Source organism: Streptomyces sp. NPDC003635, from assembly GCF_053587635.1.
Genome location: NZ_JBSFOK010000025.1, coordinates 32689 through 44994, shown reverse-complemented (window position 1 = coordinate 44994; position 12306 = coordinate 32689). Strand labels below are relative to the sequence as shown.

Here is a 12306-nt window from a genome sequence, read left to right as displayed (position 1 = left end):
GTCAGCCGAGCGCCTTGTCGAGGTTGAAGGCCGCGCTGATCAGGGCGAGGTGGGTGAACGCCTGCGGGAAGTTGCCCTGTTGCTCGCCGGTGTGGCTGATCTCCTCGGCGTACAGGCCCAGATGGTTGGCGTAGGTGAGCATCTTCTCGAAGGCCAGGCGGGCCTCGTCGACCCGGCCGGCGTGCACCATGGCCTCGACGTACCAGAAGGAGCAGATCGAGAACGTGCCCTCGTCGCCGCGCAGCCCGTCGGGGCTCGCCATCGGGTCGTAGCGGTAGACCAGGGAGTCGGAGACCAGGTCCTGGGTGAGGGCGTCCAGGGTGGACAGCCACTTGGGGTCGGTCGGCGCGATGAACTTCGTGAGCGGCATCATCAGTACGGCCGCGTCCAGCACGTCGTCGTCCTCGTGCTGGACGAACGCCTGGCGGGACTCGGACCAGCCGTGGGTCATGATGCGCCGGTAGATGGTGTCCCGGCAGTTGCGCCAGCGGACGATGTCGGCGGGCAGGCCGCGCCGGTTGGCCATGCGGATCGCCCGCTCGATCGCCACCCAGCACATCAGCCGTGAGTACAGGAACTTCTTGCGACCGCCCCGGGTCTCCCAGATGCCCTCGTCCGGCTGGTCCCAGTGCTCGCACACCCAGTCGACCAGCGCGCACACGTCGTCCCACTGGTCGCTGGAGATGGGCTTGGCCCACTTGTCGTAGAGGTAGATGGAGTCGATCAGGGCGCCGTAGATGTCGAGTTGGAGCTGCTCGGCGGCGGCGTTGCCGATGCGGACCGGCGCGGAGCCCTGGTGCCCCTCGAAGTGGTCGAGTTCGCGCTCGGTGAGGTCGGTGCGGCCGTCGATGCCGTACATGATCTGGAGCGGGCCCGAGGGCTTGCCGTCGCCCGGACTGACGTGCCGGGTCACGAAGTTCATGAACGCCTCGGCCTCACCGGTGAAGCCGAGCCGCAGCAGCGCGTAGACGCAGAAGGCGGCGTCGCGCACCCAGACGTAGCGGTAGTCCCAGTTGCGCTCGCCGCCGAGCTGTTCGGGCAGGCTGGTCGTCGGCGCGGCGACGATCGCCCCCGTGGGCGCGTACGTCAGCAGCTTCAGGGTGAGCGCGGAGCGGTGCACCATCTCCCGCCAGCGGCCCCGGTACTTGGAAGCGGACAGCCAGTGCCGCCAGTAGGCGACCGTGGTGCTGAACTGCTCCTCCGCCTCGGTGCGGGCGCATCGGCGCGGGGTGACCTCGCCGCCGACCTGGTCGAGCGCGAACACCGCCGACTCGCCCTCGGCGAGCTTGAAGTCGGCCCGTACGTCCGGGCCGTCGGGCTCCAGCGGTACCGTCGCGGTCAGTCCGAGTGCCAGCTTGGCGGACTCGAACACCGCCACGTCGCCGACCATCCGCACGGAGTGCGGCTGGGTGCCGTAGTCGAACCGCGGGGCCACGCGCGTGCGGAAGGGGATCGAGCCGCGCACGCACAGCACCCGCCGGATCAGCCGGTGCCGCTCGGTCTCCACCGAGTCGCCGTCGACGGGCATGAAGTCCTGCACCTCACCGACGCCGTCCTCGGTGAAGAAGCGGGTGATCAGGACGTTGGTGTCGGGGAAGTAGAACTGCTTGGTCCGGGCCGGTACGGCCGCCGCCAGCTCGAAGGAACCGCCGCGCTCGGCGTCCAGGATCGAGGCGAAGACGCTCGGCGCGTCGAACGACGGGCAGCAGTACCAGTCGATCGTGCCGTCGGTCCCCACCAGGGCCACGCTGCGCAGATCGCCGATCAGCCCGTGCTCGGCGATCGGCAGGTACCGCGACGCCCCCGGGGCGTCCTGGTCGCTCGGTGCTGATCCGCTCATCGCAGCCTCCCTGGCCCCCGACACCGCCTCGGCACCAGCCTAGGCGGAAAGGGACCCCTCCGTGGCGCGCAATGGCGTCAGACCGTGACGACCTCGATTCCGGCCTCGGTGAACCGCCGCACGGTCTCGGGACCGGCCGCCGTGTCGGTGACCAGGGTGTCCACGGCGTCGGCCGCGCAGATCCGGGCGAAGGCCCGGCGGCCCAGCTTGCTGGAGTCGGCGGCGACGACCACCCGTCCGGCGCGCTCGCACAGCAGCCGGTTGATCGCGGCCTCCGCCTCGTCGTTGGCGGCCGCCCCGTGGGCCACGTCGAAGGCGACGACCCCGAGCACCGCCACGTCGAGGGTGATCTGCCCGAGCACCCCGTCCGCGAGCGGTCCGATGAGCTCGTACGACTGCGGGCGCGCGACTCCGCCGGTCACCACGATCTTGAACTGGGGGCGTACGGCGAGTTCGTTGGCGATGTTCAGCGCGTTGGTGACGACGGTCAGCGCGGGCGAACCGGCGGCCAGATCGCCGCGTACGGCCAGGGCGCGGGCCACCTCGGTGGTCGTCGTGCCGCCGGTCAGTCCCACCGCCTCGCCGGGGGCGACCAGCGCGGCCACGGCCTTGGCGATGCGTTCCTTCTCCGAGGCGTGCCGGGCGGTCTTGTAGCGCAGGGGCAGCTCGTAGGAGACCCCGTGGACGACGGCGCCGCCGCGGGTGCGCACCAGCATCTGCTGCTCGGCCAGCTGGTCGAAGTCGCGCCGGATCGTGGCGGCCGAGACGGCCAGCTCGGCCGCGGCCTCCTCGACGTCCAGCCGGCCGCGCTCCACGAGCAGTTCCAGCAGTGACTTCCAGCGGGCGTCGCGCGACATCCGCGCCTCCGTTCCTCGATCTCCCGGCGACCCTAGCGCACCCGCACTTTCCCGGAATGCTTGATTCTGCTCGAAAGCTCGCTATATCTTGCAAGAAAAATCAAAGAGTAGATCAAGGTGGATCCGAACCAGGGGAGGGGTGGGCATGACCCACGTCGAGAAGGAGCTGGCCGGCCAGCCCGAGTGCTGGACCCGGGCCGCGACAGAGGCACCCGCACACGGCGGGGCGCTGCCCGCGCCGGGGGAGCGGGTGGCGATCGTCGGCTGCGGCACGTCGTACTTCATGGCCCAGTCGGCCGCCGCGCTGCGGGAGGGCGCGGGCCAGGGCGAGACCGACGCCTTCGCCGCGTCGGAGTTCGGGCGTGGACGGTCGTACGACCGGGTCGTCGCCCTCACCCGCTCCGGCACCACGACCGAAGTACTGGAGCTGCTGAGGGGGTTGAAGGGCGGCACCCGCACCACCGCGATCACCGCCGACCCGCGGACGCCCGTCATGGCGGCCGCCGACGACGTCGTCGTCCTCGACTACGCCGACGAACGCTCCGTCGTGCAGACCCGTTTCGCGACCACCGCGCTCACCCTGCTCCGCGCCCACCTGGGCCTGCACACCGAAGCCGTCGTCGACGACGCCCGCGCCGCCCTGGCCGCCCCCCTGCCCGAAGGCCTCGTCGACAGCGGTCAGTTCACCTTCCTCGGCCGGGGCTGGACCGTGGGACTCGCCCACGAGGCCGCGCTGAAGATGCGGGAGGCCGCGCAGGCGTGGACCGAGTCCTACCCGGCGATGGAGTACCGGCACGGCCCGATCAGCATCACCACGGCGGGCACGGCCACCTGGATGCTCGGCGAGCCCCCCGAAGGCCTGGCGGACCAGGTCCGCGCCACCGGCGGCACGTGGGTCGCGGCCGGCCTCGACCCGCTCGCCGACCTGATCCGCGCCCAGCGCCTCGCGGTCGCCGTCGCCCGGTCCCGAGGCCTCGACCCGGACCAGCCGCGCCACCTCACCCGCTCGGTGATCCTCGCCCCCTGAAGCCCGCGGAAGGACCAGCCGTGCCCCTCGTCACCACCGGCGAGCTCGTCACCCGTGCCGCCGCCCACCGCTCCGCCGTGGCCGCCTTCAACATCATCACCCTCGAGCACGTCGAGGCCGTCGTCGCCGGCGCCGAATCCGTGGACGCACCCGTCGTCCTCCAAGTCAGCGAGAACGCCGTCAAGTTCCGCTACGGCCGACTGCTCCCGCTCGCCCGGGCAGCCGCCGCCGCCGCGGAACGCGCCGCCGTACCCGTCGCCCTGCACCTCGACCACGTCCACAGCGACGACCTGCTGCGCCAGGCGCCCGGCGCCGGGTTCAGCTCCGTCATGTACGACGCGGCCCGGCTGCCCTTCGCCGACAACCTCGCCGCGACCCGGGCCGCCGCCGACTGGGCACACGCCCAAGGGCTGTGGATCGAGGCCGAGTTGGGCCAGATCGGCGGCAAGGGCGGACAGCCCGCCCTCGACGCCCATGCCCCCGGCGCCCGCACCGATCCCACCGAGGCACGCGCCTTCGTCGCCGAGTCCGGCGTGGACGCACTGGCCGTCGCCATCGGCAGCAGCCACGCCATGACCACCCGCACCGCCACCCTCGACCACGACCGCCTCAAACGGCTCGCCGCCGCCCTGGACGTCCCGCTCGTCCTGCACGGCTCCTCCGGCGTACCCGACCCCGAACTCACCGCGGCCGTCACCGGCGGCATCGCCAAGGTCAACATCGGCACCGCCCTCAACATCGCGATGACCGGCGCCATCCGCGCCCACCTCGCGGCCCACCCGGAGGCGGTGGACTCGCGTACGTACCTGAGCGCCGGGAGGGAGGCGATGGTGCGAGCGGTCGCCGGGATCATCCGGGTACTGACCGGCTCCCCTGATCAGGAGCAGGGGTGACGGTGCCGTGCGATGACGCGGTGGCGCGCGCCCGTCCCCGAGCGCACAATCTCCCCTGGACGGACTTCCTGTCCTGCGGAGGTGCCATGACCGATCCGCGAACCATCCTGTGGCAGGCACGTCAGGGTCCCGCGCCCGCCGACTGGCGCGTGTTCACCAAGCGGCGGGGCAAGCTGTCCGGCTTCTTCCGCGGGACCTCGGACGACCCGGACCCGCTGCTGGTGATCACGCCGGACGCCGCGGTCGAGTACGTCAGCGAACGCAAGCCGCTGACGATCGTCCTCTTTCACGAACTGGCGGGGATAAAGCTGCGCGTGTCCACGTCCGACTCGTCCTCCTACGTCACCACCTGGATAGACCTGCGCTATCTCGACGGCCGCAAGTCGAAGTGGCGGTCCGCGGGCTTCGCGTACGACGTGGAGGCGATCCAGGGCTTCATCGAGGCCTACGGCGCCCACAAGGCACTGCGCGGATACCGCTGAGGGCCGCCGCGCGCCGGCTCAGCGCCTGACGGCCTTCAGCACCACGAACTTCGGGTCCCCGGCAACCAGTTGGCAGTTGCCGAACAGACGGCGCAGCTTGACGTGGTAGCCGAGGTGGCGGTTGCCGACCACCCACAGCTCGCCGCCCGGTCTCAGCACGCGCCGCGCCCCGGTGAACATCCGCCAGGCAGTGGAGTCGGTCATCGCCTGGTGGGAGTGGAACGGCGGGTTGTTGAGCACGAGGTCGACACTCCCGGCCGGTACCCCGGCCAGACCGTCGCCCACCCGGAACTCCGCGTGCCCGGGCACCCCGTTCGCCTTGTACGTCGCCTCCGCCGACGCCACCGCCTGGAAGGACTCGTCGACGAACAGCACCTCGGCCTCCGGATTGGCCAGCGCCACCGCCGTACCGACGACTCCGTTGCCGCACCCGAGGTCCACCGCCCGCAGACTGCCTCGGCCGCTCGGCAGATGCCCCAGGAAGAAGCGGGTGCCGATGTCGAGCCGGTCCGCGCAGAAGACCCCCGCGTGGTTGACGACCGTACGACCGGAGACCGGGCCGATGCCGTCGGGCAGCGCGTAGCTGTACGGCCACGGGTTGGCACCCCGTTCCAGCGCGGGATCCGGCGTGCAGTGGATCAGCCGGGCCTTCCTCACGGCGAGGGAGGTCCGGGTCGGGCCGATGATCCGCTCGAACAGCTGGAGCGTCGAGGTGTGGATCTCCTTCACCATGCCGGTGCCGACCACGACCGTGTCCGCGTGCACCGCGGGCGCCAGCCGGAGCAGCTGGTCCTCCAGCAGCGCCAGGCTCTTCGGGACCCGCACCAGCAACACGTCGATCCGTTCGGGCGGCGGATCCTGCGTGGTGAGCAGCCGGACCGTGCCCGGCTCGACCCCGGCCCGCGCCAGGTTCGCCCGGGTCGCCTCCTGCGCCAGGTGGGAGTCGGTGATCTGCGTCGGCCGGTGCGCGGCGAGCGCCGTGACGAGCGCGCCCCAGCGGTCCCCGACCACCACGACCGTCCCGGACAGCGGGATCTCCCGCTCCGCGAGATCCTTCAGCAGGTACTCGTCGGAGGCGTCCCAGGCACGCAACCGGTCGCGCGGGTCCTCCGGGAAACGGGACAGCGCGACCTCGCCCCACGGAGTCGTCATACGGTCGTTCATCGTGCGTCAAGGCTAGCGGAGCCGCAGCTCAGGCCATCAGGGCAGGATGGAGGCATGGACGCCGAGCTGTTCCCCAGGCCCCGTGCCACGATCGCGCCGGGCGCGGTGCACGTGCCGGACTGGCTGGACCCCGACCGCCAGCGCGCGCTGCTCGAAGCCTGCCGGGAGTGGGCCCGCCCCCCGGCCGGACTGCGCACGGTCCACACCCCCGGCGGCGGCACGATGACCGCGCGGCAGGTCTGTCTGGGCTGGCACTGGTACCCGTACGGCTACGCCCGCACGGTCGTCGACGGCGACGGCGCCCCGGTGAAGCCGTTCCCGCGGTGGCTGGGGGAACTGGGCCGGAGCGCGGTCCGGCAGACTCTGGGTTCCGACGTGGCGCCGTACGACATCGCGCTCATCAACTTCTACGACGGCGACGCCCGCATGGGCATGCACCGCGACAGTGACGAACACGCGGACGCCCCCGTGGTGTCCCTGAGCCTTGGCGACACCTGCCTGTTCCGGTTCGGCAACACCGACACGCGGACCCGGCCGTACACGGACGTGGAGCTGCGCAGTGGGGATCTGTTCGTCTTCGGGGGGCCGGCACGCCTCGCGTACCACGGGGTGCCGAAGGTGTACCCGGGCACGGCACCGCCCGAGTTGGGTTTGGCCGGGCGGTTGAACGTCACGCTCAGAGTGAGCGGCCGGTAGGTCGTCCCACCTGCGGATCATGGGAGACTCGCCCTCATGAGCGGCAAGGCTGACCCCCGGCCGGCGGGGGAAGAGACCACCTCGAGGACACGGTTGGACCGGGGACGTGGTGCGCTCGGGCCCGCCCTGGAGCTCGTGCACACCGGACGCGCCCCCACCCGGGCCGTGCTCACCGCCGAGCTCGGTGTGACCCGGGCCACGGCGGGCGCGGTCGCCGCCGAGCTGGAGGCGCTGGGGCTGATCCGGGTCGACGCCCGGCCCGGCGCCGCGGCCGGCTCCCAGGGCCGCCCCTCGCACCGGCTGGAGGTCGCCGAGGACGGTCCCGTCGTCCTCGCCGCCCAGGTCCACTCCGACGGCTTCCGGGCCGCGCTGGTGGGCCTCGGCGGACGGATCGTCGCCACCGCGCCGGGCTGCGAGACCGTCGACGCCGACCCGGCGAAGGTCCTCGGATCCGTCGTGGAGGCCGGCGCGGACCTGCTGCGCTCGACCGGACGGCGCTGCGTGGGCGCGGGGCTCGCCGTACCGTCCGCGGTCGCCGAACCCGACGGTCTCGCGCTCAACCCGCTTCACCTGGCCTGGCCCGTCGGCGCCCCGGTCCGCCGGATCTTCGCCGAGTGCGTCCGCGCCGCCGGGATCACCGGACCGGCGTTCGCGGCCAACGACGTCAACCTCGCGGCCCTCGCCGAACACCGGCACGGCGCGGGACGCGGCGCCCGCGACCTGCTGTGCGTGGCCACCGGGCACCGGGGAGTGGGCGGCGCGCTGGTGCTCGACGGGCGCCTGCACACCGGGAGTTCGGGGCTCGCCCTGGAGGTCGGCCACCTCACCGTGAACCCCGAGGGCCGCCCATGCCACTGCGGCGGCCGCGGCTGCCTGGACGTCGAGGCCGACCCGCTGGCCCTGCTCACCGCCGCCGGCCGCGACCCGGGCCCCGAGGTGTCGCTGCTCCAGCAGGCCAACGACCTGATCCGGCACCACTACGACGACCCGACCGTCCGCACCGCCGGCGAGGAACTCATCGACCGCCTCGGCCTCGGCCTGGCGGGCCTGGTGAACATCCTCAACCCGGACCGCATCATCCTCGGCGGCCTGCACCGCACGCTCCTGGACGCCGACCCGCACCGGCTGCGTGCCGTGGTCGCCGACCGCAGCCTGTGGGGGCAGAGCGGCGGTGTCCCGATCCTCGCCTGCACGCTCGACCACAACAGCCTGGTGGGCGCCGCGGAACTGGCCTGGCAGCCGGTGCTGGACGACCCGATCGGCGCCCTGACCCACCAGTGACTGCGTGCCGAGGACCCCGACCAGCCGGAGCCGTTCGGCGTCCTCGGTGCCGGGCTCGGTGGGGCAGAACATGATCCGCAGATCGCTGCCCGCCACCGTCAGGATGTCGCAGTCCAGGGCCACCGGGCCGACCTGCGGATGCTCGATCGTCTTGTGCCCGCCCGCGTTCGTCCCCACCACACCCGCGTCCCAGCTCGGCGAACCGCTCACTGTTCGCCCGCAACTCCGCGACCAGCCACCGCAGTTGCCGGTCCGCCGGATACCGGGCGGCGGTCGTGCGCAGATCGGCGACGAGAACGGCCTCGAACTCCCGCCGCTCCTCGGGCGTTTGCCGCACCCGGCTGCCGGGACCGAGGACATTGCGCCACACGCCGTTGCTTTCGAAGCCGCGCCACCCCGAGAATCGCCCATCAGCGCGGAATAGAGCGGATTGGCCGTCAGCAGCGTCCAGACGGCGTCGTAGACCCCGACCGGAGTGTCCGCGTGCCGGTCCAGCTGCCGCTGAACACTAGTGCCGCGTCAGGCAACGTTCGCCCCGTCGCGACGCCCGGCACGCACTCTCGCCGCACCGGGCACAAGCCCAAGTACATCCAGTACGAGGGCTTGCACCCGGCACGCCGAGAGCACGCACCGGACGCCGCTCCTTGGCGGGCAAACGTTGCCTGACGCGGCACTAGGCGGACGCCTCACAGGTCCGGGTGTGGCGCGATGCGCCTACTTGCACACCACCTCGTCGCCCCGCACCACCCCGGACTCCCCCTGCGCCGGGCTGTCCGCCCGGACCTTCCGCACCCGTTCGAAGTCGGCCCCCGCGATCACCTTCAGCGTCGGCCCCAGTCCCTTCACCGCCCGCAGCTCGCTCCCGGGCAGAGCCGTGGCCAGTGACTTCGCGGACCGGTCCCAGCGCGGGTCGTACGCCACGACCGTCCGCCTCACCGCACGGTCCGCCGCGTTCACCGGCGTCCGCGTCGTGCGGAAACCCGTCGAGGCCAGCGCCGAGTCCACCCGCTTGCCCAGGCCCGCCGTCGCCGTCCCGTTCTCCACCTGGACCCGGATCTGCTGCGGGGCGACGTCCACCTCCAGGGCCTCGCTGCGCGGTTTGTGCGCCGTGAGGGGCCGGTCCGCGCGCAGGGCCGCGAAGAGGCGGCCGGACTTCTCCGGGTCCCAGCGCAGTGTGGAACCGACGCCCTCCACGACGTATCCCATCCGCCCGATCGGCACCGTCGTGAACTCCGACGAGGACGGGGAGAAGTTCCGCATCGCCCGGCCGAGGTCCAGCAGCTCGTCCGTGCCGAAGCCCTTGTCCGCCCGCACCGATCCCAGCACGGCCCGTGTCACGTCCCGGAACTTCATCGGGTTCAGCAGGATCCCGGACGAGGTCGCCCGTTCGACCAGCGCCGCGAGGAAGCGCTGCTGGCGCTGCATCCGCCCGAGGTCCGAGGAGCCGTCGGTGTGCCGGGCGCGGACGTACTGGAGTGCCTCGCCGCCCTTCAGCTGGTGCGTGCCCGCCGGGAGGTCGAGGCCGGTGTACGAGTCCTTCAGCGGGCTCGCCGTGCACACCTTGACCCCGCCCAGCACGTCCACCGTCTTCATGAAGCTGGTGAAGTCGACCTCCAGGTAGTGGTCGATCTTCACCCGGGTCATGGACTCGACCGTCCGCACGGTCAGCTGCGGCCCGCCCTCCGCGTACGCCGCGTTCAGCTTCACCGGATGCCCGTGGTGCCGCTCTCCGGTGGTGGCGTCCACGTGCGGCGGCGTCATCGCGTACGAGTCCCGGGGCAGGCTCACCACACTCGCCCGCTCCCGGTCCTCCGAGATGTGCACGATCATGATCGTGTCCGTGCAGTGGCACGGCGCCCCGCCCAGCCGGTACGTGCGCCGCTCGGCCTCCGAGATCTCGTCCCGCCCGTCGGTGCCGACGAGCAGCACGTTCATCCCGTGCCCGGCGCGCGGCCGGTTCTTCATGTCCTTGAAGGGGTCCACCCGCGCGATGTCCGCCTCCAGGCTGGACATCACCGCGTGCCCGATCCCGGCGGACGCCAGCACCACCACGGACAGGGTCGTCACCACCCGCATGGCCCAGCGAGGCTTCTTCCGCCGTACGGGGGGCCGGGGGCGGCGCCGCGGGGGTCTGACGGGGGAGCGGGGCGGCGTGGGCATGGGGGACACCTCCGCGAGGGCCGTACGTGGGATCTTGAGCACCGTAGGCCCATACGATCTGTCGCCCGGCGCACCGCCCCGCGGGCGCGCAACGGTGTCCCCCGTTCGCGGTAACGCCAGGCGCCCATGAAGGCCTGGCCCGACGTGCGGCTGACCGCCGTGCCCGTCATCATGCCCGCCCTCGAGGACCGGGTCCGGCGCGCGAGCGGGACCCGGCCTAGAAGGTGAAGGCCGGGTTCACGTGCATGCAGGCCGTGTCGTCGGCGCCGTTGAGGTTGTCGTCGGAGTCGGGCAGCTTGTCGTCCCGCTTCGGCGCCTCGTACGCCGTACCCTCGCGCCAGTCCGCGCCGACGACCAGTGTCACCCCGGAGACGGCGGTGGAACGCTTCACCGAACTCAGCGGGATCCCCAGGGACTTGGCGACCCGCTGGGCGTCGCCCTCCAACTCGGCGCTCGGGTAGCGCACGACCGTGCGGTCCTCGCTCAGCACCACCGAGCCGTCCGCGGCCGCCCGCGTGAAGCCCTCCTCGTACAGCAGCCCCGCGACCGTGTTCGCGCGTCCGCTCGCCGGGCCGAGGGTGTCGGTGCGGGTGCCGTTCTGGACCTGGACGCCGATCTCCGCGTCCGGCGCCGCCGGGTCGTCGGAGACCTTCTCCTCGGTCTTCGGCTTCTTCTTGTCCTTGCCGTCCAGCGCGATGTCCTCACGCACCAGCCGGAACAACTGCTCGGCGTCCTCGGTGGGCTCCACCCGCGCGCCCACGTACCGGTTCGGCATCGTGGTCATGGTGATGCGCTCCGGCTGCACCTTCCGCAGCTCGTTGCTGAGGTCGTACAGCTTCTTGACGTCGTCCAGGCCCGGGTCGACCGTGAGCGCGTCGGTGGCCTCCTCGGCGAGCCGGCGCAGCTTCATCGGGTTGCTGAGGGTGGCGTTCTCGCGCAGCTCGCGGACCATCGAGGTCATGTACATGTGCTGCGCCTTGGCGCGGGCGAGGTCGCTGCCGTCCTCGAAGCCGTACCGGGTGCGCAGCCACTGCAGGGCCTGCTCGCCCTTGATCGGGTGCGTGCCCTTCTCCAGCTTCAGGCCCGAGCCGTGGCCCTGGCTGTCGCGCGAGTGGATGTTGGCGTCCACGCACACCGGGACACCGCCGATGGCGTCGGCCATCGACACCACGCCGGCGAAGTCGACCATGATGAAGTGGTCGATGCGGATGCCGGTGAGCTCCTGCCAGGTGGCCACCGTGCAGCCCGGGCCGCCGTGGCCGAGGCTCTGGTTGGTCAGCGTCCGGCCGTCGCTCGCCGGGTACACCTCGTTGTCGTCCGGGTCGGTGCACTTGGGGATCTGGACGAGGGTGTCGCGCGGCATGCTGACGACCGACATGTTGGAGCGGTCCGCCGACAGGTGCAGCAGCATCTGCACGTCCGCCAGCGGCGCCGATCCGAAGGTCTCCTTGGCGCCCCCGAGCTTCTGGTTCTCCTCGGTGTCCCGGGCGTCGGAGCCGATGAGCAGGATGTTCAGCGGGGTCTGCCCGGCGGCGTTCGGGGTGGGCCCGGCGACCTTGTTGTCCCCCAGGTTCAGGTCGTCGTGCTTGATGTTGCCGTTCAGGTGCCGGTAGTAGGCGTACCCCGCGCCCGCCGTACCGACTATCAGCACCGCGAGCAGGGTCGCGGACCACTTGATGATCCGCCGCCCCCGCCCGGGCGCGCTTCTTCGGCGGCCGGCCTGGGCCTCCCCGCCGTCGGCCACCCCCGCGCCGCCCCCCGCGGCTGCCGGAGCGGCCTCGCGCACACTGCTCTGCGTCACTCCCTGTCCCTCCCCACCCTGATCACCCTGATCGCCCCCCACGGCACGGGCCTGTCGTACGTCGTGTCAGACGCCCGACAGGCCCTTCAGGTCACCTCAGTCGCC

The 12306-nt window shown here is 72.1% G+C and carries 10 protein-coding genes and 1 pseudogene; 5 read left to right on the top strand and 6 right to left on the bottom strand.

What is annotated here, in order from left to right; genetic code table 11:
• Position 1: 1 nt before the first annotated feature.
• Complete coding sequence (locus ACWDRW_RS23120) at positions 2-1840, bottom strand: glycoside hydrolase family 15 protein (RefSeq protein WP_451725860.1); 1839 nt, start codon at positions 1838-1840, stop codon at positions 2-4.
• A 77-nt stretch (positions 1841-1917) separates the two neighbouring features.
• Positions 1918-2697, bottom strand: coding sequence for a DeoR/GlpR family DNA-binding transcription regulator (locus tag ACWDRW_RS23115; RefSeq protein ID WP_451725859.1), 780 nt, complete (start codon positions 2695-2697; stop codon positions 1918-1920).
• A gap of 145 nt (positions 2698-2842) precedes the next feature.
• Here ACWDRW_RS23115 and ACWDRW_RS23110 point away from each other — a divergent pair, with 145 nt between their 5' ends.
• The 3 genes from ACWDRW_RS23110 (at position 2843) to ACWDRW_RS23100 (ending at position 5099) form a co-directional block, all read left to right on the top strand.
• Complete coding sequence (locus ACWDRW_RS23110) at positions 2843-3724, top strand: SIS domain-containing protein (RefSeq protein ID WP_451725857.1); 882 nt, start codon at positions 2843-2845, stop codon at positions 3722-3724.
• Positions 3725-3744: 20 nt separating this feature from the next.
• Positions 3745-4617: a class II fructose-bisphosphate aldolase gene (locus tag ACWDRW_RS23105; RefSeq protein WP_451725856.1), complete on the top strand. Its 873-nt coding sequence runs from the start codon at positions 3745-3747 to the stop codon at positions 4615-4617.
• Positions 4618-4703: 86 nt separating this feature from the next.
• A complete protein-coding gene (locus ACWDRW_RS23100) occupies positions 4704-5099 on the top strand; it encodes a hypothetical protein (RefSeq protein ID WP_451725854.1) in 396 nt (131 codons plus the stop codon).
• Positions 5100-5117: 18 nt separating this feature from the next.
• On the opposite strand, the gene ACWDRW_RS23095 is transcribed toward ACWDRW_RS23100, so the two are convergent.
• Complete coding sequence (locus ACWDRW_RS23095; protein ID WP_451725853.1) at positions 5118-6251, bottom strand: methyltransferase; 1134 nt, start codon at positions 6249-6251, stop codon at positions 5118-5120.
• A 66-nt stretch (positions 6252-6317) separates the two neighbouring features.
• Here ACWDRW_RS23095 and ACWDRW_RS23090 point away from each other — a divergent pair, with 66 nt between their 5' ends.
• Complete coding sequence (locus ACWDRW_RS23090; RefSeq protein WP_451725852.1) at positions 6318-6959, top strand: alpha-ketoglutarate-dependent dioxygenase AlkB family protein; 642 nt, start codon at positions 6318-6320, stop codon at positions 6957-6959.
• A 36-nt stretch (positions 6960-6995) separates the two neighbouring features.
• Positions 6996-8240, top strand: a complete 1245-nt coding sequence (locus tag ACWDRW_RS23085; RefSeq protein WP_451725850.1) for an ROK family protein — start codon at positions 6996-6998, stop codon at positions 8238-8240.
• On the opposite strand, the pseudogene ACWDRW_RS23080 reads toward ACWDRW_RS23085, so the two are convergent.
• The 3 genes and pseudogenes from ACWDRW_RS23080 to ACWDRW_RS23070 all read right to left on the bottom strand — a co-directional run.
• Positions 8232-8750, bottom strand: a pseudogene (locus ACWDRW_RS23080) (MmyB family transcriptional regulator); the annotation flags it as partial. The gene ACWDRW_RS23085 and the pseudogene ACWDRW_RS23080 overlap by 9 nt on opposite strands.
• Before the next feature lie 204 nt (positions 8751-8954).
• Complete coding sequence (locus tag ACWDRW_RS23075) at positions 8955-10400, bottom strand: LCP family protein (RefSeq protein WP_451725849.1); 1446 nt, start codon at positions 10398-10400, stop codon at positions 8955-8957.
• A 217-nt stretch (positions 10401-10617) separates the two neighbouring features.
• Positions 10618-12201 carry an LCP family protein gene (locus tag ACWDRW_RS23070; RefSeq protein WP_451725848.1) on the bottom strand — a complete coding sequence of 528 codons (1584 nt, stop codon included), beginning with the start codon at positions 12199-12201 and terminating at the stop codon, positions 10618-10620.
• Positions 12202-12306 lie beyond the last annotated feature (105 nt).

Bases quoted from the DNA above. Each gene is read 5' to 3' on its own strand.
- ACWDRW_RS23120 (WP_451725860.1), bottom strand. From the start codon at position 1,840: ATGAGCGGATCAGCACCGAGCGACCAGGACGCCCCGGGGGCGTCGCGG.
- ACWDRW_RS23115 (WP_451725859.1), bottom strand. From the start codon at position 2,697: ATGTCGCGCGACGCCCGCTGGAAGTCACTGCTGGAACTGCTCGTGGAG.
- ACWDRW_RS23110 (WP_451725857.1), top strand. From the start codon at position 2,843: ATGACCCACGTCGAGAAGGAGCTGGCCGGCCAGCCCGAGTGCTGGACC.
- ACWDRW_RS23100 (WP_451725854.1), top strand. From the start codon at position 4,704: ATGACCGATCCGCGAACCATCCTGTGGCAGGCACGTCAGGGTCCCGCG.
- ACWDRW_RS23095 (WP_451725853.1), bottom strand. From the start codon at position 6,251: ATGACGACTCCGTGGGGCGAGGTCGCGCTGTCCCGTTTCCCGGAGGAC.
- ACWDRW_RS23090 (WP_451725852.1), top strand. From the start codon at position 6,318: ATGGACGCCGAGCTGTTCCCCAGGCCCCGTGCCACGATCGCGCCGGGC.
- ACWDRW_RS23085 (WP_451725850.1), top strand. From the start codon at position 6,996: ATGAGCGGCAAGGCTGACCCCCGGCCGGCGGGGGAAGAGACCACCTCG.
- ACWDRW_RS23075 (WP_451725849.1), bottom strand. From the start codon at position 10,400: ATGCCCACGCCGCCCCGCTCCCCCGTCAGACCCCCGCGGCGCCGCCCC.